This is a genomic window from Natronolimnohabitans innermongolicus JCM 12255, assembly GCF_000337215.1.
Taxonomy (GTDB): Archaea; Halobacteriota; Halobacteria; order Halobacteriales; family Natrialbaceae; genus Natronolimnohabitans; species Natronolimnohabitans innermongolicus.
Genome location: NZ_AOHZ01000068.1, coordinates 105,328 through 125,663, shown reverse-complemented (window position 1 = coordinate 125,663; position 20,336 = coordinate 105,328). Strand labels below are relative to the sequence as shown.

Below are 20,336 nucleotides of genomic sequence, written 5' to 3'. Positions count from 1 at the left end.
CGAAGAATCCGACTAAGCGTGATAGCTGACTGTAGTGTCGCCGAAACATAATCTATATCATGCTAACAGATAATTGGAGTGTAATGTACCTCTATACACCGGACGAAATCGATCGAGAGCGAGCGCATCATCAGGCTGTTATTCAAGGGACGGATAATCTGGACATCAAACGTATCGGGAATCTCGGTGAACTCGCGTTCGAACAGTTCTGTCGCGAGTATCTTCCCGTGGAAATGTGGGAGTGGCAAAACGAGGAGGCTATCCGTCGGTGCAATCCCGAGAGTTTCGCCGGTCACGACTTCGAAGTCTTCGGCTACGAGATCGACGTGAAAACCTCGAGGGACGTCTCTGCTTTCCGTCCTGCAAACCTCTTGGAAAACGATCCGGATGACGATATCATCGCAATGGTCTGGCATCGAGACAACGAAGACGCACTCATCCTGCTCGGTTGGGAGCGGACTGAAACGCTCAAATCGAAGGTTAAAACCCAGGAAGCGTACTCCGGCGAAGAACCCGCGAAACTCGCACACCTGGCCGCCCGTCCGATGAATGAGTTGCACGATTTAGGACCGAACACAGCTCACCTCAACCAGAAACCGGAGAATCCGTTTTCACCGGGCGATCGCGTGGTAAAGAAGGGAGATGATGATGCCTCGGTTGCGGTAGTCATTGAAGTGTTGCCTCCGGAGAAAAACACCACGGCATACGGTCAAGAGATGGACGGTGAGGCGGTGAACGTGGCCTTTCCGAATATGCTCGACGACGGCCCCGGCAACTGGCGAGAAATCCATCCGGCGAAGCTAGCTTCCTATTGTGATGATCAGAATATCAAGCTCTACACCTACAAACACACGAATCTCGAGTACCCCGAGAATCCCTTCACCCCAGGCGACTACGTCATCAAACCCGATTACGATGACCCGGATTTAGCGGTGGTGCTCGAGGTTGCAGAGGAGAGCGACGCAGACCGAGAAATTACAGTTGCGTTTTGCAAACACTTCGAGAAGGAATGGGGTGACCAAACGTATCATCCCCCAGCCGATCTCGCGTCGCGTTGGGAAGAAACAGGCGGAAAATCGTATACATATTGCTATAGCGAGCTTCGCTTCGAACAACAGTACTAAGTCAGGATGTGGTTGTGAAGCGACGCGGCGTCGCAGGCAACAACTCGAGCAAGCGGAGACGTCGAGACGCTCGAACGGGACGGCCTCGACAAGTTCGTCACCGACGTCGCCAGCGGCCGCGAGCGGTTCACCGATCGGTCTCCGTTCGCATCCGATTGGAGTAGTCCCAGCTAAAGACGGTGTGGGGCTCGATGCGGATGTGAACCTCGTCGCGCTCGTCGTCGAGCAACCGCTCGGCGAGAGGTGAGTCAGTTCCCTCGAGGTAGCGCTCGAGGAGGGATCGGAGGACCGCCTTGTCCTCGTCGGGCGACAGCGACGCGGAGCCGTACCCCCGGACGCCGCGGTAGGGGATTTCGTTCGTCGAGACGTCGAAGGCGACCTCGGAGTCGGCCCGGAGGAACGACACCAGCGTTGCGTCGGCCGAGGTGGCACACTCGAGGCGTCCGTCGCGGTATCGGTACCACAGGGGAACCACCCAGGGCGTGCCGTCCGGCCGGCGAACGGCGAGTCGAATCGGGATCGTCGCGTCCCGGAAGAATTCGGCAACCTCGTCTTCCGTCCAGGCGCCGCGAAACTCGACCATACCGTCTTCCACGCCGCGGAGCCGCAAAAACCCTACCGCCGGCCAGCCGCCTCGAGCGGGGGCAGAGAGTGCGACGCGTCGGATCGGAGACTACACCAGCGACACGAGAAATACCGAGAGCGTATCGGTAAGTTCGTCGACCCGGTTCCCGTCCTCGTCGGCGGTGTATCGAACGATATACACGTCCTGTTCGTCGGCGTCGTAGGTCGCATCGAGCTCGCTGACGCCCTTCCAGATGCCCGTCACCTCGACCGTCCCGTACTGTTCGTGCTCGTAGGTTTCGTCGCGCTCGACCACCCGATCGGCATCGACGTCCGAACGATCAGCGGGGTCAGCCATAGATCGGTGTACTCGTAACGTGGTCGTCGGTCTCGAGCGAAGCGACACTACCCGCCCGCTTCGAACGGACGGCGGTTCGCTGCCCGGTTTCGATTCCTCGGCTGCGAATTCGAGCGGAGGGGCGCACGGTACGAGCCTGGGACGGGTCGGTTGTGAGTCCGTCTGTTACGCAGGTAAAAGCGTTCTCCGTGGCGCACGCCGAAGCGGGACATCGGTAACTGTTAACAAACCAGCGCTCGAGTAGTCGAAACATGAGGGATATGCGGGACGATCCCACGACCGACGAGCAACTGGCCGATCATCCGGCGGCGGAGATCGAGACCGTCGTCGTCGATCCGGACGACGTCGTCGACGCCCTCGAGCGAACCCACGAGTCGTCGACGCCGTTACGCACACACGTCTTGCGGCTCGTCCCGCCGTTCGAGGAGGAGGTCCGTGCGGAGCCACACGTCCAGGAGGGGCCCCGTCGGAATTCGCCCGAGAGGGAGCCCGAACCGATCCACCTCGAGCCGGCCACGTTCGTTCGCAACGAAACCGGCGTCCACCCCGACGAGACGCATCTTCGCCATCCGACCCGCGAGCAGGCTCGGACGGTCGCCCGCGACGAACACGGCGACGACGTCGACCACGCGGTCGTCACGACGTACTACGAGGACGCCTGCGAAGAGTGGGAACGGCGCGTTCGCGAGTCGCTACTCGAGCGAGTTCGGATTTACTTCGAACACAGGGACGGGGACGAGATCTGGACGGACATCCGATACGAGAGCGTCGGCGACTGATCGGAAACCGAGTCGGTTGGAACGGTGGGGAACCGATTCGCGCAGTGGGGACGATAGCAGTCCCCGAAGCGGCTCACACGGACACACATCGGTCGCGAACGACGAACTGGAGGAGCCGTCGATTCGAACGGTGCAGACGAAACGCCGCCGTTGCGAGCCGACGGGTTCGAAGGAACGCATCTTTGGCGACGTCTGCACGGACGGTACGCGTCACGCGGTGACGGACGAGCGTTGGGCCCGGCCGTCGGTACGTTTTCATCCGTTCGAGCGAATGTCAATCATGATGGGTGATGACGATACACAAAGGATCGACGACGCGGTCGGTCCCGACGAGTTTCTCCGCAAAACGTCGAGGGCCGACGAGTCAGGGGCGAGAACAGAATCGGAACCAGGAACGGTAACCTACGTTGAATCGACGCCGGATTCGAACACAGACGCTACCGAGATACGCGAGACGATCGAACGAAACGCCCCCGACGTCGTCGCGGTCGAACTCGGAGATCTCCGCTACAGCGAACTGGTCGAAGAAGCGGAAACCGATGTCGATCGAGACGAGGTCGTCGGCGGGAAAACGTCGGCGCAACTGCTCGGCCACTGGCTGCTCTCGGCGACCCGAGATCGACACCGCGACGGAACCGATACTGCTCCCGCCAGTTCGGCGGCGGCCGCGGTGTCGGCCGCTGACACCCAGAACGTGCCCGTCGCGCTCGTCGATCGACCACTCGAGAACACCGTCTCCGATCTCTGGAGACGACTCTCGCGGCGGGCGAAGCTGTCAGCCGGAGGTGCACTCGTCGCGGAGTTCGGCGGGCCGCTGAAAGCCGGTCTCGGAATCGGATTGTTCTGGGGGTTGTTACTCGGCGCAACTGTTCGGCTCGTACAGGGACCGCTGCTTGTTCCCGTCGAGGCGCTCTCGAGCGGTGGTTCCGGAGACGGGTTCGGTCTCCTAGAACCGCTGCTTTCGGTCCTCGATGCGGTCGTCTTGATCGTCCTGATCGGACTCGTAATCGGCGCGTTGCTTTCGGTACTGCTCTCGCGGGCAACCGCCGGGTTCGAACGCGCGGAAGATCCAGCAGCCGACGGAGACGAGATCGCGACCGTGATCGCAGAGCGCAGCGAGTCGGCTGCGGACGCCCGAACGCTCACCGAGCGCCGTGATGCAGTCACGGCCCGACGGTTGCTCGCGCTTCGCGAGGCGGGGTACGACGTCCTCGCGGTCGTCAGCGCGGGTCGCCGACCGCAAATCGAACGGTTCGTCGAGACGCCAGCGTCGGTTCCCTCGACGAGGGTCGACGACGCCTCGAGTTCGACGCGACTTCGATCGATCCTCTACCGGGTCGTCGGCTATGCATTCACGCTCGGATTCCTCTCGGTGTTCGTCCTGCTGGCGCTTGGCGGCGCACAGGACTGGTTCGTCCTGCAACTGTTCGCCGCGTGGTTTCTCGTCAACTTCGTCGCGGCGGCCGGCGTTGCCTGGCTCGCGGGTGCTCACTGGACCAGTGCGGGTGCCGGCGGCGCGGCCGCCTGGCTTACCAGCGTCAATCCCTTCATCACGCCGGGGCTGTTCATCGCGTACGTCGAACTGCAGTATACGCGGGTGAAACTGGCCGACATCTTCCGGATCAAGGAAACGCTCGCGATGCGAGATCGAGGGCTCCTCGAGCGACTCCGCGGACTTCACGCCAACGTCGGACTCTTCCGATTGCTGGCGATCATGACGGTCGCGAACCTCGCTAGTTTCATCGCGAGCGTCGTCTTCGTCGTCGCGATTCTGCCGTTCCTCGCTGCCGACGTCGGCGGACTCGATGGCGTCGGCGAGCTTCTCCTCGACGGGATCCGCGAGGGGAGACGTCTGCTCGAGGCCGCGCTCTGATGAGACGTTGGTGGTCGGAAACGGAACGCGTCGCTTCGTCCGTCGTCGCTCGCGACGACGGCGTTCTCCGTAATCGACACATCGTACACGATACCCGTTCGTGACAGTCGATGGCGCTAACTCGAAGCGGGCGCCATCACGTGGACCCGTGCTGGCGATCGACCGCCAGATCCGGGATGAGAACAAATATGACTCTCCTGTGAGCGATGGTACTCGATGAGGCCCGTCTCGAGTCACCGCTTGCGACCCTGGATCCGCACCGCCGGATCATACCTCCGCGAGTGCGTACGGATCGACACTCGAGCGCTGGCGATGTTCCGGATCGTCGCCGCGCTATTGATCCTCGCTGACCTCGCGCTACGGGCCCGGAACTTCACGTACTTCTACACCGACCAGGGCGTGGTGCCCCGCTCGCTGGCGATGGACGCGCTGCCCGTCGACGCGTCCGTGTACTTTCTCACCGGGAGCCAGACGGGAACGGCGGCGCTGTTCGCGATTCACGCCCTGTTCGCCGTGCAGTTGCTGGTCGGCTACCGGACCAGAATCGCGACCGCGCTCTCGCTCGTGTTCGTCCTCTCGCTGGACCTGCGGAACCCACTCGTGTTGAGCTACGCCGACACGCTGTTCGTCTGGTTGCTGTTCTGGGCGATCTTCCTCCCGCTGGGCGAGCGCTGGTCGGTCGACGCCGTCCACGCCGACCGCGCGCCTCGAGCGAGCGTCGCCACGCCGGCCACGGCGTTGATCCTCGCCCAGCTGGTCACGATGTACGTCGTCAACGGCTACCACAAGACCGAGTCGGAGCTGTGGACGAGCGGCGAGGCGGCCGCGCTCGTGCTCGGACTCGACGACATGACGTTTCTGCTGGCGGATCTCGTCCAGCAGGTGCCGACGCTGCTGCAGTACGGCGGGCTGGCGTGGTACTACATGCTGTTGTTCGCGTGGGTGCTCTTGCTGGTTCGAGGCCATCTGCGAACGGTGCTGGTCGCGCCGTTCGTCTTGGCGCACCTCTCGTTCGCCGTAACCGTCCGCATCGGCGCGTTCGCGTTCGTCGCCCTCGCCGGACTGCTCCTGTTCTTCCAGACGCCGTTCTGGGACGACCTTCGAGCGCTGCTGGTGCGGGCTGGCGTGCCGATCAGCCGGATGAACGAACGAGCCTCGAGGCTCGAGACCGTCGCGGCCGCGTTCCCGCGGTGGCGACCGCTCGAGGGCGTCGTCGTTCGACTCAGCCGAAATCCGCGACGAACGGCGGTGGCGGCGGGCGCCGTTCTCTTCGGCGCGTTCGCGCTCCTCGCGGTGCTCTCTGCCGGCGGATTGCTCGCCGACGACGTCGATCCGGCGGAGACGGCCCAGCGCGGTGCCGTGGGATTCGTCGATCACCAGACGGAGTGGAGCATCTTCGCGCCGAATCCGCGGACGACCGATCGGTACCACGTCTTCGCGGCCCAGACGGAAGGCGGCGAGCGCATCGACGTTTACAACGATCGTCCGCTGACGGTCGACAAACCGGATGCGGAACTACAGACGCAGTACGGGACGTACCGAGAGCGATTCTACATGAACAGCGTCAGGGCCGGGGAGCCCGCCGATACGCAGGCGCTGTTTGCCGATCACATCTGTGCCGAGTGGAACGAGGACGAGGCCGTCGACGGCGAACTCATCTACATTACGATGTACGTGGTCGAAGCGGACGTGACCTGGGAGACGATCGACTCACCGAGCGAGCGGACGTGGGAGCCGTCGGAGCTCTACCGACACGGCTGTGGGGACCGAGAGCCGACTGTGGTCGAATTGTAGTAGCCACAGATGAGTAGCGGCCGATCACGCTGACTGCGGACTCGAAAAAAGCGTACCTGATCGAACCGGTCCGTCAGTCGGCGGCGTTGACGGCCGCGTCGACGTCGCCGCTGGAGTCGGACTCGGCATCGAGGGCTGTCGATCGGCTCGCAGCGGTGTCCTCGAGCGCGTCCGTGCTGCGGAGGACGATGCCGGCGAAGCCGACCAGCAGGATGGCTTCGACGTAAATGATCGAGAGTTGCTCGAGGAAGTCGTCGGTGAGCGCGAACTCGGCGCCGCTCAACAGGCCGAGCGCGACGAGACCCAGCCACACGAGGACGATCAGGTTCCTGAGTTTCGCATAGAGGAGCCGTCGCGTGCTGCTGACGGTCGCGGCGGCCCGTGCGAACGGGCCGAACAGGACGTAGACGCCGGCGATCAACATAACGAACGGAAACGCGGCGAGCAGCGTTCCGAGGACGCCCTCGACGTGCCAGCTGAGCAGCGTCACCCAGACGCGCGCCTGAACGATTCCGAGAAGCACCAGCGTCAGCGTTCGGCCGGCACCGGAGACGGCGCCGACGAGAAGACAGATTCCCGCCCACATGGCGCCGTACCCCACGAAGCGCAGATAATCCGTCTCGATACCGGCCATCTCAGCGGGCACCATCGCCACGTACGCGATCGCCATCGACCCGCAGGCGGCGACCGCGGCGTAGCCGTAGAGGCGCGTCCGCGCCGAGAGCTGGAGCGTTCCGACGAGCGCTAGAATCGTCACCAGCGAGAAGGTGACACCGGACGCGAGGAGGACGCTCTCCATCTGAATCACGTTCAGTCACCCCCCGCAGGCGTTACACCCGCCGTCGGACCCGCCGGATTCGACAGCGAGCGATCCAGCGTGAACGAACCGACCAGCGAGCGAAGCGCTTTCGCGTCCTCGTCGAGCGAGTTCGCCGTCGTCGACACGTCGTCGATCGTCGCGGTCGTTTCCTCGGAGGCCGCCGCGACCTGCTGGGCGGTCGTGCTGGTGTCCGTCGAGACGTCGGCGACGTCGTCGATGATCGTCGCGAGTTGCTGGGCCGCGTCGGCCTGGTCGTCGGTGGTCGTCGCGATCCCCTGGATGCTCTCGTCGACCTGATCGATCTCGTCGGCGATCGTCCGCTGTTTATCCGCCAGTTCGTCGATGTCCGTCGCCGTCTCCCTGATTCCGTCGTCCACCGTCGAGATCTCTTCCGCCGTCGCCTCCGTTCGCGCGCGGATCGACTCGAGGGTGCCCTCGATCTCTTCGACGGCGTCCATCGTCTCCTCCGCGAGGGACTTGATCTCGGTCGCGACCACGCCGAAGCGGTCGCCGTCCTCGCCGGCCGTCGTCGCCTCGATCGCGGCGTTCAACGCGAGGAGGTTGGTCTGGTCGGCGATGTTATCGATCAGCGAGATGATCTCGCCGATCTGTTCGGTCTCGCGGGTCAGTTCGTCGACGGAGTCGACGACCGATTCGGTGTTGTCGACGAGCGAGTCGATGTCGTCGGCCGCCTCAGTTGCCGCCTGACGACCCTCGTCGGCCAGCGTAGCGACTTCGTCGGACTGGGCGGCGATTTCGGCGGTCGTCGAGGCGACCTCTTCGGTCGCTGCCGAGAGGCCGTTGACCTCGCCCGCGGCGTCGTCTAGCTGTGCGGTCTGTCTGCTCGCGCCGTCGGCGATCTCCTGGATGGATTCAGCAACTTCCTGACTCGCGCCTCGAATCTGCTCGCTCGAGCCCTGCAGATCGGCCGCGACCGTCTCGACCGTCTCGGCCGAGGTCTGGACCTCGGCGATGGCCTCGCCGATCTCGTCGAGCATCTCGTTGAACGACGCCGCGATCGCTTCGGTCGCCTGGTTGTCGACCTGGGGCTCGAGGCGCCGGCTGAGATCCCCGTCGGCACAGGCGTCCATCACTTCGGAGAAGCGCTGGGCTTCCGCGACCAGTTCGTCGTTCTGTCGTTCGATCTCCTCTCGCGTCTCCTGGACGCGCTGTCGTTCGGCTTCGACCTCTTCGGCGCGCTGTTCGGCGCGTTCTTTCGCCTCCTGTGCTCGCTGCTGTTCGGCTTCGACCTCCTCGAGCGACGACTCGAGCGAGTCGCGCATCTCGGCGAGCGTCGCAGAAAGCTGGCCGATCTCGTCGGTCCGCTCCGTCTCGAGGTCGACGTCGAACTCGCCGTCGCCGATCCGTTCGGCTTTGCCGCCGAGTTGGGTGAGCGCCAGGGCGGTGTTGCCGCCGATGACGATGCCAAACAGGCCGAGGCTCATGAAGAAGACGACCATGAGCCCGGTGATCGCCGACGTCGCGGCCGCTTCCGTCTGGTCGGCCGGCACCGTCGTCACGTAGTAGCCGAACAGAAGGGCAAATGCGAACGTCACGGCGACGATACAGCCGAGTGCCGTCGCGATTTTCGCGCTGTACTGGCGTCGGATTCGAGCCGGGACGAACACCTCGGCTCTCATCGCTGCCTCCCGAGATCGATTCCCACCACTGTGTGTATACTCATAACCTATCAGATCATGTCCACAGCGAGTAGATAATTGTTATTGCCAAATGGTAATTCAACGGAGAATATAGACGCAGCGCCACTCGGGACCGCCATTTGACGATCGCTGCGACGAATTTACAGTTAAATATTCGATCAGCCGACGTGTCTCATCGGCACTCGTGAATGAATAGATAAACCGAATGATAGTTGGTCCCACTGGACACGAAGACGACCGTAGTCACTCGAGCGAGAAGCCGGCTTCCGAGAGCGTTCGGGCGCTCGACCAGTACTCGGCGACCGTCTCCGTCGCCCACGTTCGAACGGCGGGGTCGTCGGTATCGATCGACGCCCGAAGCACGCCCTGTTCGTCGCGGACGAGCAGGTAGACGGTGTCGTCGAGGATCATCACCGCGAGGGGGACCGCGTCGTCGCGGACTCGGATCGACGCCTCGTCGGTCGACCGCAGCGACGCGAGCCGGGCCCTGAGTTCGGAATCGTCGGCCAGCGCGTCGATCGCGGATCGCGAGAAGACGCCGCGGAACGTCTGCTCGCCGGCGGCCGTCCGCTCGTCGACGACCGTCAGCGTCTGTTCGTTGAACGCGTGCGAGACTGTCCGGACGTCCGCTGCATCCCGCAGTAACTCGAGCAGCCGCGACAGCGGCGCGTTCGGACGCGTCTGGCTGGGGGTGGTGATCCGAGCGTCGGCCAGCCGGCGAAGATCGAACGTCAACTCGTCAGCGGGGAGATAGTCGACGACCGACCGAAGGCGCCGTTCGGTCTCGATGATCTCCTGAAGGTCGGTCATCCCCGACGCGACGAGCGCGCCCGTCGCGGTCGCGGCGTACTCGCTTCCGTCGCGGCGAATCCACGAGCGGTCCTGAAAGTCACCCAGAATCCGTCCGAGCGTCGCCTGCGAGGCGCCCGTCTCCGACGCGAGTTCCGTGCGCGTGTGTGGCGTCTCCGCCAGCGCCTCGAGCACCGCGACGCGGTTCGGCGAGAGCGCGAGAAATTCGATCTCCTGGAGCGCCGATTCCGTCCCGTCCATATCGGGTATTCTCCCATCCACGTCATAGTGCTTTCGCACCGTGAAATACTTTCACGCGGTGATATCGCCGGCCGACGAGTCGCAGCTTTCGTTGCGTGACGACCGACACGCGCCCTACCACGATTTCTTCTCGTGAAATATTTTCTGAACTGAACTATGGGGTTGGCGCCCGTCTCTTGGAGTATGATGCCCTCTTCGCTCTCTGCGCCGGCCGATCGCCGATCGGCTCGGTCGCTGCTCGGTCGCTCGCCGAGGGTGGTCGGATGATCGACCGCCGCTCGGCGATCTTCTTTGCCCTCTCGAGTCTGTTCTTCGGCGGGACGTTCGTCGCCGCGAAGGCCGGCCTCGAGTACTTTCCGCCGCTGACGTTCGTCGCGATTCGGTTCGACGTCGCGGCGCTGGTTATGCTCGGCTACATCGCGATCACCGCCTCGCGCGAGGAACTCCGTCCCAGAACGCGGGCCGACGTCGTCGGGATCCTCGCAACTGGCGGACTCGTGATCGGGCTGGCGAACGCGCTCATCTTCGTCGGCCAGCAGTACGCGACCAGCGCCGTCGGCGCGATCGTCTTCAGCCTCAATCCGATCCTGACGCCGGTGTTCGCCGCTGTGCTTCTCTCGAACGAGCGCCTCTCGACGCGCGGCGCCGTCGGGATGGTCCTCGGTCTCGTCGGCGTCGCACTCGTCGTCAGCCCCGATCCCGCGATGATCGTCGGCGGCGACGCTCTCGGCCGCGCCGTCCTCTTTGCCGGCGCCGTCAGCGCCGCGCTCGGAGCCGTCCTCATCCGCCGGGCCAGCACGCACGCCACGCTCTCGAGTACGGTCCGGGTCGCGTGGGGACTCCCCATCGCCGCGGCGCTCAGCCACGGCCTGGCCTGGTCGGCCGGCGAATCGGTCGGCGAGATCGTGTGGACGACGGAAGCGGTGCTCGCACTCGCCTACGTCAGCGTCGTCGCCGGCGTCCTCGCGTACATCGCCTACTTCGGCCTGCTCGAGTCGACCGGCGCGATCCAGGCGAACCTGGTCTTCTACGTCGTCCCGGTCGTCTCGACGCTCGGCGGCGCGGTGTTGCTCGGCGAATCGATCGCCCCGCTCGCCGTCGTCGGCTTCCTGACGATCTTCGCCGGCTTCGCCGTGCTCGGCAGCGAGTCGGTCGACCTCCGAACGCGGCTGCCCGACTGGCTGATCGAGACGCCCGCTCGCGGGGAGGCGTCGACGGTCGGCGACGACCCTCGAGGCTACCGAGGCGACTGAGGAACGCTCGAGGAGCGACCGGCGCGTGAACGAGCGCCGACGGACGCGTCCCCCGAGGGAAGCGTCTCGACTTGAGCACGCCAGCAGGTCGCTCAACCGTCGCTCCGTCCTAGTGCGATTACAGTAACCGCCGGTCGTCGTCTCGAGCGACGACGTCTCGTCGATGTTCGAGGCGGTCCGGATACGTATACAGCGCAGATCATGTCATCTTCGTCCTACGAACTCCACGAACGACTCGATCGACTCTCGTCCGCTTCGGCCGACCGAGATGTCCTCGTCACCCTCGCCGTCCCGCCCGACGAGACGATCGGTGAGGCCCGGCAACCCGTCGAGACCGACTACGCCGAGGGCAGCCAGCTCGACGAACAGTCGTTTCCAAAGCCGCTGACCGACGCCCTCGAGACGGTCAGGAGCACGCTCAACGAGTACGACGAGATCCCGGAACACGGGCTGGCGATCTACGCCGGCGCGCCCGACGGCGACCTCCTCACGGTCGTCTTCGACGACCTCCCTGTCCCGATCAAGGAATCGACCTACCGCCACGCCAACGAGTTCGACCTCGGCCCGCTCCAGGACGTCACCGAGCCCGAGTCGACCCACGGACTGCTGGTCGTCGAACGGGGCGGCGCCGCGCTGGGACGTCTCGACGGTCAGGGCGTCGACGTCGTCGACACGTTCGACAGCAACGTCCCCGGAAAGTCGAGCGCCGGCGGCCAATCGGCCGAGCGCTTCGAGCGCGACCGCGAACGGCAGAAACGGGAGTTCTTCGACGAGGTCGCCGAACGCGCGCGGCGAGCGTTCGTCGACGACGACCCTGTCGACAGCGTCCTGCTCGGCGGCACGACCGGAACCATCGAGACGTTTCGGGAGGAGGCCGATCTCGACCACCGACTCGAGGATCGCCTCACCGGCGAGTTCGCCGTCGAATACGCCACCCAGCAGGGCCTCGAGCAACTCGCAGAGAAGGGCCAAGAGGCACTCGAGGAGCGCGACCGAGAGGACGTAACAGAAACGCTGTCGGCGTTCTTCGATCGCGTCGGCGACGGCGAGGAGCCGGTCGCCTACGGCCGCGAAGAAATCGACGACGCCCTCGAGTTCGACGCCGTCGAGACGCTGTTGCTCTCGACGGAACTCGAGGCCGACGACCTGCAGGAGCTTGGCGACCGAACCGAACAGCAAGGCGGCGAGACCGTCGTCGTCCCCGACGACTTCCCCGACGGCAGTCGGTTCGCCGAGGCGTTCGACGGCGTCGGCGCGCTGTTGCGGTTTCCGATCGACTGAGCGATGACACTCGTCGCCGAACCGACCTCGCGTCGCGGGAGAGACCCGGGTAATCCGGTGAGGCGCGGCGTGAACTCCGATCCACGACGAATCAGAGGGTTTAGGGGCTTGCCCGGAGAACCCAGCTAATTAACAATGTGTGCGACGTTCACCGACGACGATATCGGGAAGCCCGTCGAGCGCGCTGACGGGAAGGTGATCGGAACCGTTGGGGCGCTCGAAGACGACGGCGTTCGCGTCGATCCCGCCCCGGACGCCATCGACAGACTGCTGGTGAGGTTCGACCGGGCGGAGCCCGACCGTCCGTTCATCCTCGAGGCCGAGGACGTCAGTCTGGTTGCCGACACGCGAATCTACCTCGACGACAGCTTCTCTCGAGCGGACGCGACGGCGGCCACGGCTGGCACAGCAGCGGCCGCCGACAACGGGGAGACGGAATCGGAGTCCGCAGAAGACAATGTCGAGGGAGCGGATGAGACGACGGAGTCGAACCGCTCCGACGGCGGCACGACGACGGTGCCAGAAACGAGTTCGAGCGCCGGCAGCCTCCGTTCGTTCGACAACCGGTTCCAGATGGTTTCCGCGGGCGTCGCGGTCCTCTCCGGAATTATCGCGTTGCTCTTTGCCTGGTACGGCTACCAGGAGATGGACCTGCTCACGGTCGGTCCCGAACTCGGCCTCGTCTCGGGGGCGGCCGGATTCATGATGTTCGCGTTCCTCGCGGCCGCCGCCGTCGTCGCCGCGGCGTACATGGAACCGGGGCTCGATCACTGAACTGAAAGCGGCCGAACCGCCCGACACGGTCCGAATCGAACCGACGCTACCGACGAATCCGCGAATCTGCGCGAGCGTCGGACCGACAGATTCGCTCGGCGAGGGCGCGGAAACGAACGACGGGCTCCCGTCTCCGTCGTCCCGACGATCGCAGGCACCACTTGCTTTTCTCGACGACTGATATCGGCAGACATGCACCGTCCGTTTACCGACGACGACGTCGGCAAACCCGTTCGAAACGCCGCCGGCGAGGACGTCGGCGTCGTCGCGGCGATCGAGGGTAACGTCGCTCACGTCAGACCGAACGCCGACGCGATCGACTCCGTCACGTCCTCGATCGGCTGGGAAGGCGTCACCGACGAGACCCGTCCGCTCGAGGCCGATTCGGTTCGCGAGGTGACCGCCGACGCCGTCCGACTCGAGGGCGAACTCCCGACGGAAGCCGAGGGGGCGAGCGAGGCGCCCGAGGTGACTGAGACGTCCGAGCCGTCAAAGCCGTCCGAAGCGGAGTTGACGACGCGCGGCGACGAGACCGCCGACCGTCAGGATCGCGGCCTCGAGGCGGATCCGACCGAGCTGGTCGGTGGAACCGACACGCCGGGTACCCCCTCGGGCATCTCGGTCGACCGCACCGAGGATAGATCGCCGACCGATGCCACCCTCGAGAGCGACGAGAAGCGCCGGCAGACGGACGCACGCGTCGACCCGGACGCGGATCGGGAGCCGACCGATGCGACGGTCGAGCCGACCGACGGCCCGGGACGAACCGACGCCGCGGTCGATCCCGAAATCGATCCGGATGCGATCAGCGATCCGCGGCCGCCGGACGGGGGATCGACGGCCGAGCGGGGAGAGACCGCGAATCGCGAGAGCGAGCGCAAGAACGAGAGCGACGACGCTGACGGCGACGACGGACGATAACGCGAAGACTCGTTTTCGCGAGTCCGGTCTCTAGCGACGGTCGGCTCGAGCCGCAGAACTCGGAGCCGGCGATCCGATCGTGTGGACGGACGCTTCGGGACGGCAGTTTCGAGTGGACTACGTCCGGGACGGCTGTGCGTTCCGGCCCGATAACTAAGTCCCGACTCGTCATACGACGGCTATGGCACGACACGACGACGACAGTGGACGTCCCGGTATCGACGTCGCCGGCCCCGAAGGCGAGCAGGCGATCGTGTTCGTCCACGGCGCGATGTTCACGCGATCGATGTGGCTTCCGCAGTTCGTCGAATTACAGGACGAGTATCGCGTGGTCGCACCCGACCTCCCCGGCCACGGCGTCCGGAGCTACGAGCCGTTCCGAATGGACACCGCCATCGACCTGCTCGAGGGCGCGATCGACGACTACACCGACGGAAGCGCCGTGCTCGTCGGTCTCTCGCTGGGTGGTTACGTCGCGACGGAGTACGCCTATCGCCACCCCGAAGACGTCGACGGCCTCGTTCTGACGGGCTGTAGCGCGAACCCGACCGGCGGCATGGCGACGGTGACGCGTGCGGTCGGCGGCCTCTGGCGCCTCGCGACGAAACCGGAACGCGGCCGTCGAGCCGTCGAACGGCTCGGCTATCGCTGGGTCCGAAACAGGGATCTGCCGGACGAGATCGAATCGGCGATCATCGACGCCGGGATCTACCCGCGCGAGTTCGGCCGCGCCGACCCCGATATCAGAGACGAGGATTTTCGGGCGAAGCTCTCGACGTATCCCGGCCCCACGTTGATCCTCAACGGCGAGCACGACAAGATCATGCGACGCGGAGAGCGAGAACACGCCGCGGCGGCCGCCGACGGCCGCGTCGAGGTGCTCGCGGACGTCGGCCACATCTGTAACCTCCACCGCCCCCAGACGTACACGACCCGCGTCCGTCACTTCCTCCGCCAGCGCGTCGTACCGGTGCAGTAGCGACAAAACGACGGCTCGAGAGCGCGTGACGGGCGAAAGCGGTGTACAGAACAACCGAACGGACGAGCACGACGGAGAGCACGGACGGAGAACGGGAAATCGAACGCCGAGTCGGCGTGAAACGACGGATGCGAGGGGTGGCGATTTGACGTCGACGGACCCGAATCAGGAGCGTCGGTCGCCGATCGCGTTTCGAAGGCGACCGGGAAGCCCGAGGATCGAGAGCCCGAACCCGAACAGCACCATCAGGGCGTAGACGCCGAGCGTCGACGTCCAGACGACGAACATCGCCAGGATCGCCCAGCCGCCCGAGAGGAAGTAAAACGCCGCGATCGACATCGCAGTGCCGTACAGCAAGACGAGGTACGGCCCCCAGCCGGTGGCGTGACCGCGCCGAACACGGCGCCGAACGTAGCGCTTGAGGTCGCTCTCGAGCGATTCCTTTCTGACAGTTCGGCGCTCGACGTTGTCCTCGAAGGAGTCGACTCTGTCGCGCAGTCGTTCGACCTCTTCACGAAGCGCTTCGGGATCGTCAGATCGGTCCCGCGTGCGGGCGCTACGGCGTGCGCTAGCGGCGCCAGCCGGCTCCGTGCCTGCGCTCGGTTCCGCGTCTACGCGGTCGTCCGTCGCCCCCTCGTCGGCACCCGTGTCGTCGTCGGTCATCGCTTCTGTTGGAACCTGTCTCGCGCCGGGACTTTGTAGCTGCCGATCCGCTTCACGGTCGGCGAGGACGGCGTTTATGACGGCCCCGAAGACGAGGATAATCGCCCCGACGTACAGCCAGATGAGCACGAGAAAGACGGCCCCGAGTGCGCCGTAGACGGCCTGTTCGGTCGCGATCTGGGCGTAGAGAGAGAACGTCCGACTCAGGGCGAACCAACCGACGGCGGCGATAATCGTCCCGGGAAGGGCCTCTCGAAGACCGACGTTCGCGTCCGGAAAGACGACGTACAGCGGAAGGAACGTCACAATCAGCCCCAGAACGACGAGAATCGGACCGACCACGGTCACTCCGAGAAACGGAACGAACCGGATCACGAACTCGAGGACGCCGACGAGCGCGAGCCCGAACGTAATGACGAGAAAGACGATCATCGCGTCCCAGGCGGTGTCGATGAACGACTTCGAGGCCGCGGTGCCGTAGACTTTCGAGAACGCGCGATCGAGACCGCGAAGGACCCGACTCGAGCCCCACAGGAGCCCGAACGCGCCGACGACGGTCGCGCTCTGGCGTCCGGTCTCGTCGAGGACCGTCTCGGCGAGCAATTCCTGTGCCGACTGCGTGAGGACGTCGCTCGCAGCGGTCGCGAGCTGTTCGGCCAGTGCCTCTCCGCCGATCGAGGCGGCGATCCCGACCGCGAGCAGCATGAGCGGGACGAGCGAGATGAAGCCGTAGAAGGCGACGCCGGCCGCCAACAGCGTCAGCTGCTCGGTGCGCGCGAGGCGAACGACGTCGGTCGCGAACTCGCGACCCTGCCTGCGGTCGATCACGTCTCGAACTCGCCGCCCACTGTGATATGTGATCGTGTAGCACTAGCTTGCAATGCGTCGGTACGCTGACCGACGACCCGCCGTCGGTTGGAGAACAGGTGTCGCCTGGCGCTCGAATCCATACCCGAACAACTGCAGCCACACACATCAGTAGTGAACTGTTAGTGGTCGTCGAAACGTCGTCGGAGACGCTGTAGGTCGTCGTTTCTTCCGATCCGTGATAGACGGGTCGCCGCCACCGCGGAGGTGACTCGTCGCCACGGCCTCGAGCGGGGAGCGACGCTCACACGGACTACTGGACCACTGTACGCCAGTACCGGCACAACCCCGACCCGGACTGCGTTGTGCCGGCAAATCGGTACGAGAGTCCGTTTCAGACGAGCGCGTCTTCGGTCGCCGCGCGGATCTCACCGACGCTCGCGTCCGTCTTGAACGTCGTACCGCCGTAGTGGGCCGGCGAGGCCTCGTAGCCGGCCGCCCTGAGGTCCGCGAGGAAGTCGTCCATCGCGTTCGCGGGCAGCCCCCAGTTCTTGCAGAGTTTGTGCTGGTCGTAGTGGCTCGGTTCGTCGAGTTCGCCCTCGAGAGTCGCACAGAGTTCGCGGGCCGACTCGGCGGTGGCGAACTCGTCTGGCATCGTTTCGCGGACGCTCGCCACGAACTCGCGGTCGCAGTAGGCGTCGAGCCAGAGCGGCCCGGCAACGAGGATACGCTCGCCGCCGCAGTGGGGGCAGGACTCGAGGGGATCGACGATCAGCCCGCGGTCTGTCTCGCGGTAGAGACAATCCTCGCAGTGAGAGAGGTAGCCGAGACGCTCGAGGGCGGCGTCGGCGGCGCTGGCCTTCCGATCGAGTTCGAGGTAGGTCCGAACGTAGTGGCTCGTCGCGTGGGTGAAGATCGGGTCGACGCCGACGTCGAAGCGGGCGGCGCTGCGGGCGAGCGCCGAGAGCAGCGTCCGGACGCCCATCTCGGCGTGGTAGTCGGTGTTCTGCGGAACCGCGCTGTAGGAGCGAATGCCGCTGTTGAAGTGAGCGCCACAGAGGGGCGCGGTGTCGGTCGCCGTCACGCAGACCAGGTCGCGACAGCGGGCGAAGGCCGCGTCGGCGAAGGGCATCGGCGATCCGTAGGGGTCGAGGTCGATCACGTCGAACGCCTCGTCGTGCATGAGCGCGTTGACGTTTCGGTGTTCGACCCGCGTCGCGGCGGCGAGACCGTTTCGCTCGAGGTTCTCGCGAGCCAGGTCGACCGCGTCGGACTCGAGGTCACAGCAAGTGACGTCCCAGCCGTCAGCCGCGGCTCGGATGCCACGAACGCCGCTCGCCGTCATCGCGTCGAGATACGTCTCGGCGCGTTCCTCGCGCTCGCTGAAGGTCCGCAGCGTCGCGATCGTCAGATCCCGGTTCAGCTCCTGTCGCGGATTGTAGAACACCGACTCCTCGACGCCCTCAGTCTGTTCGCCGGGGACCTCGAGTTCGATCCCGCCCTCGGTGACGCGCATACGGTCCCTCGTCGACAGCGGGCGAAAAACGGTGCGGTCTCGGCGTCGGCGGCGAGAGCCGTCCGACCGGCACCGGCGGCCCTCCGATCGGCCCGGCGTGACGGTGTCGACGAGATCGAGTAGCCGTCGCTTACGGGAGCCGCGGTCGTCGCGTCCGGCAGCAGCACTCGATTCGTAGCGTCGGTTTTCGTCGGCAGCGTCGGGCGATAATTTCTCGATAGACGCTGCGTGCACTCGAGTCCGAAGCTGAAAGGCGAACCTACTGGCTCGATCCCGCGAAAAGGACTTTGTATCTCGAGGACGCCCCGTTCGGGTACCGATGTCACGATTTCCGCTCGCGGACAGCTTTCGGGCGTCACGTTCCCGGTCGGTCCGACCTCGAGGTTGCGGAGGGGGATCGACCCGTGACTGAGCCGCCGACCGCAACGAGCGGTTCGAACGGGTCGTCCGAACTGCGTATCGCGCTCCTCAACGCAGCCCGAAACCGGGCGTCGAACAGGCGAAACTTCGAGCGCGAACTCGAGGCCGACCTCGTCGAGTACTACTGCCCGGACGGCGAGCGTCCCGAGACGTTCGCGTTCGACGGCTGCGTGATCACCGGCTCGTGGTCGTCGGTCTACTGGGATCGGCCGTGGATCGACGCCCTGAAGGAGTGGGTCGGCGAGGCCATCGACGCCGGACTGCCGTTCCTGGGCGTCTGTTACGGCCACCAGCTACTCGCGGACGTCCTCGGCGGCCGCGTCGAGGCGATGGACGACTCCGAGATCGGCTACCGACCCGTCGAACACGACGGCCGAAGCCGGCTGCTGACCGGCGTCGACGAGGAGTTCACCGTCTTCACGACGCACGCGGATCGCGTCGCCAAAGCGCCGCCCGGCGCCACCGTCTTCGCCGAAAACGACTACGGGATCCACGGCTTCCGGAAGGACCGCGCCTTCGGCGTCCAGTTCCACCCTGAGTACGACATGTCGACGGCCGAGCGAGTCACGCGCGGGAAAGACGACCTCGCGGACGAGCGACGGCGATCGATTCTCGAGGGGATCACCGCCGAAAACTACGCGGCCGCCTGCGAGGCGAAGCAGCTGTTCGACAACTATCTCGAGTACGTCCGCGAGGTCCGGACCGCCGCGAGCGACGCTCGAGTCGAGACCGACGCGGCGGCGGAACGCGGGACGGGAACTGGATCGGCGGCAGGCTCGAGTCAGCGTCGTCGGTGAGCCGTCGGCCACTGGCTCGACAACCAAACCGATTTTACAGTTCGGGACACAGTTGCGGTCGTGTCGGAGGCCAACCCAGACCCAGTCGAGCGATGGCAGGCCGAACTCGAGGAGACCGGCGAGCTGACGCCGGATCTCGTCGGGCGGATCTCCCGGATCCACGGCGACCGCGGGGTTCGCGCGATCGAGGCCGTCGGCGAGGGGCGGGTCAAGGCCTACCGCGATTTCACGATCGTCGTCGGCTACGACGACGAGTACATCGTCGAGGACGGCGGCTGTACCTGCAAAGATAGCGAGTACAACTTAGACGACGACGATCCGACCGAGCAGTGCTGGCACGCCCTGGCCGTCGCCATCGCCCGCCGAGTCGGCCACGTCGACTACCACGACATGTGGTACTCGGACGTTCGCGAACTGCTGTAGTCGCTACGTCGGCGTCGGATCGTCACCCGCGTCATTCTCCTCCGTCGGCGGCCCGGTCCGCGCGCGAACGACTCCGAAGACGACGATTCCGGCGCCGCCCAAAAGCGACAGCGCGCCGACGACCGACAGCGGCGACTGAACAACGCCGGTGAGGGCCATGTACAGTCCGATCGCGACGTAGCCGACGCTCTGGAGTTGCCACCACTCGAGCGGCCGGCCGGCGACCGAGACGCCGTCGACGACCCCGGCGACGAGGAATGCGATCCCGCCGAGAAGCATCAGCACACCCCCGGCGAGGGTGACGATCGTCGTCGTCGAATCCATCCCGTCGAGGATGACCTCGAGGCTGTTCCAGAGCGACCAGCCGAAGGCGCCGAGAAACAGGAGCCCGACGGCGAGACTGACGCGGCGTTCGAACTGCGGCATACTCGGACACGGCAGGAAAGTGCCATAAGTGTGGTGTCTCGGAAAGGCGTCCT

At 65.2% G+C, this 20,336-nt stretch carries 19 protein-coding genes; 11 read left to right on the top strand and 8 right to left on the bottom strand.

What is annotated here, in order from left to right; translation table 11 throughout:
• Positions 1-83 precede the first annotated feature (83 nt).
• Positions 84-1,124 carry a hypothetical protein gene (locus C493_RS14600; RefSeq protein ID WP_007260231.1) on the top strand — a complete coding sequence of 347 codons (1,041 nt, stop codon included), beginning with the start codon at positions 84-86 and terminating at the stop codon, positions 1,122-1,124.
• A 127-nt stretch (positions 1,125-1,251) separates the two neighbouring features.
• On the opposite strand, the gene C493_RS14595 is transcribed toward C493_RS14600, so the two are convergent.
• Positions 1,252-1,707: a pyridoxamine 5'-phosphate oxidase family protein gene (locus C493_RS14595; protein ID WP_007260230.1), complete on the bottom strand. Its 456-nt coding sequence runs from the start codon at positions 1,705-1,707 to the stop codon at positions 1,252-1,254.
• A gap of 90 nt (positions 1,708-1,797) precedes the next feature.
• Positions 1,798-2,046: a hypothetical protein gene (locus C493_RS14590; RefSeq protein WP_007260229.1), complete on the bottom strand. Its 249-nt coding sequence runs from the start codon at positions 2,044-2,046 to the stop codon at positions 1,798-1,800.
• Positions 2,047-2,297: 251 nt separating this feature from the next.
• On the opposite strand from C493_RS14590, the gene C493_RS14585 reads away from it, so the two are divergent.
• The 3 genes from C493_RS14585 to C493_RS14575 all read left to right on the top strand — a co-directional run bounded on the left by C493_RS14585 (position 2,298) and on the right by C493_RS14575 (position 6,492).
• Entirely contained in the window at positions 2,298-2,825 is a 528-nt protein-coding gene (locus tag C493_RS14585) for a hypothetical protein (protein ID WP_241430905.1), read from the top strand.
• A 283-nt stretch (positions 2,826-3,108) separates the two neighbouring features.
• Complete coding sequence (locus C493_RS14580) at positions 3,109-4,698, top strand: hypothetical protein (RefSeq protein ID WP_007260226.1); 1,590 nt, start codon at positions 3,109-3,111, stop codon at positions 4,696-4,698.
• Between the two features lie 216 nt (positions 4,699-4,914).
• Positions 4,915-6,492, top strand: a complete 1,578-nt coding sequence (locus C493_RS14575; RefSeq protein WP_049889382.1) for an HTTM domain-containing protein — start codon at positions 4,915-4,917, stop codon at positions 6,490-6,492.
• 73 nt (positions 6,493-6,565) lie between these two features.
• Here C493_RS14575 and C493_RS14570 read toward each other — a convergent pair whose 3' ends face one another.
• The 3 genes from C493_RS14570 to C493_RS14560 all read right to left on the bottom strand — a co-directional run bounded on the left by C493_RS14570 (position 6,566) and on the right by C493_RS14560 (position 10,023).
• On the bottom strand, positions 6,566-7,291 hold the full coding sequence (locus C493_RS14570) for a bacteriorhodopsin (RefSeq protein WP_007260224.1): 726 nt from the start codon (positions 7,289-7,291) through the stop codon (positions 6,566-6,568).
• Between the two features lie 11 nt (positions 7,292-7,302).
• On the bottom strand, positions 7,303-8,952 hold the full coding sequence (locus C493_RS14565; protein ID WP_007260223.1) for a methyl-accepting chemotaxis protein: 1,650 nt from the start codon (positions 8,950-8,952) through the stop codon (positions 7,303-7,305).
• 264 nt (positions 8,953-9,216) lie between these two features.
• Entirely contained in the window at positions 9,217-10,023 is an 807-nt protein-coding gene (locus C493_RS14560) for a helix-turn-helix transcriptional regulator (protein ID WP_007260222.1), read from the bottom strand.
• 263 nt (positions 10,024-10,286) lie between these two features.
• Between C493_RS14560 and C493_RS14555 the strand changes: the two genes are divergently transcribed.
• From C493_RS14555 to C493_RS14535, 5 genes are all read left to right on the top strand, one after another.
• Positions 10,287-11,276: a DMT family transporter gene (locus tag C493_RS14555; protein ID WP_049889390.1), complete on the top strand. Its 990-nt coding sequence runs from the start codon at positions 10,287-10,289 to the stop codon at positions 11,274-11,276.
• Positions 11,277-11,477: 201 nt separating this feature from the next.
• The gene (locus C493_RS14550; RefSeq protein WP_007260220.1) at positions 11,478-12,557 is read left to right on the top strand and encodes a Vms1/Ankzf1 family peptidyl-tRNA hydrolase; all 1,080 of its coding nucleotides are present in this window, start codon (positions 11,478-11,480) and stop codon (positions 12,555-12,557) included.
• A gap of 135 nt (positions 12,558-12,692) precedes the next feature.
• Complete coding sequence (locus C493_RS22260; RefSeq protein ID WP_007260219.1) at positions 12,693-13,331, top strand: hypothetical protein; 639 nt, start codon at positions 12,693-12,695, stop codon at positions 13,329-13,331.
• Between the two features lie 192 nt (positions 13,332-13,523).
• Positions 13,524-14,252 carry a midas domain-containing protein gene (locus C493_RS22255; protein ID WP_007260218.1) on the top strand — a complete coding sequence of 243 codons (729 nt, stop codon included), beginning with the start codon at positions 13,524-13,526 and terminating at the stop codon, positions 14,250-14,252.
• 181 nt (positions 14,253-14,433) lie between these two features.
• Positions 14,434-15,231, top strand: a complete 798-nt coding sequence (locus C493_RS14535; RefSeq protein WP_007260217.1) for an alpha/beta fold hydrolase — start codon at positions 14,434-14,436, stop codon at positions 15,229-15,231.
• Positions 15,232-15,396: 165 nt separating this feature from the next.
• On the opposite strand, the gene C493_RS14530 is transcribed toward C493_RS14535, so the two are convergent.
• Positions 15,397-16,722, bottom strand: a complete 1,326-nt coding sequence (locus tag C493_RS14530; protein ID WP_007260216.1) for a YihY/virulence factor BrkB family protein — start codon at positions 16,720-16,722, stop codon at positions 15,397-15,399.
• A gap of 373 nt (positions 16,723-17,095) precedes the next feature.
• Complete coding sequence (locus C493_RS14525; protein ID WP_049889389.1) at positions 17,096-18,217, bottom strand: tRNA (guanine(26)-N(2))-dimethyltransferase; 1,122 nt, start codon at positions 18,215-18,217, stop codon at positions 17,096-17,098.
• Positions 18,218-18,621: 404 nt separating this feature from the next.
• Between C493_RS14525 and C493_RS14520 the strand changes: the two genes are divergently transcribed.
• Both C493_RS14520 and C493_RS14515 read left to right on the top strand, forming a co-directional pair.
• Positions 18,622-19,434, top strand: a complete 813-nt coding sequence (locus tag C493_RS14520; RefSeq protein WP_049889388.1) for a type 1 glutamine amidotransferase — start codon at positions 18,622-18,624, stop codon at positions 19,432-19,434.
• A 60-nt stretch (positions 19,435-19,494) separates the two neighbouring features.
• Positions 19,495-19,857, top strand: a complete 363-nt coding sequence (locus C493_RS14515; RefSeq protein ID WP_007260213.1) for a hypothetical protein — start codon at positions 19,495-19,497, stop codon at positions 19,855-19,857.
• 3 nt (positions 19,858-19,860) lie between these two features.
• Here the strand turns inward: C493_RS14515 and C493_RS14510 are convergent, their stop codons facing one another.
• The gene (locus C493_RS14510; protein WP_007260212.1) at positions 19,861-20,283 is read right to left on the bottom strand and encodes a hypothetical protein; all 423 of its coding nucleotides are present in this window, start codon (positions 20,281-20,283) and stop codon (positions 19,861-19,863) included.
• Positions 20,284-20,336: the final 53 nt, after the last annotated feature.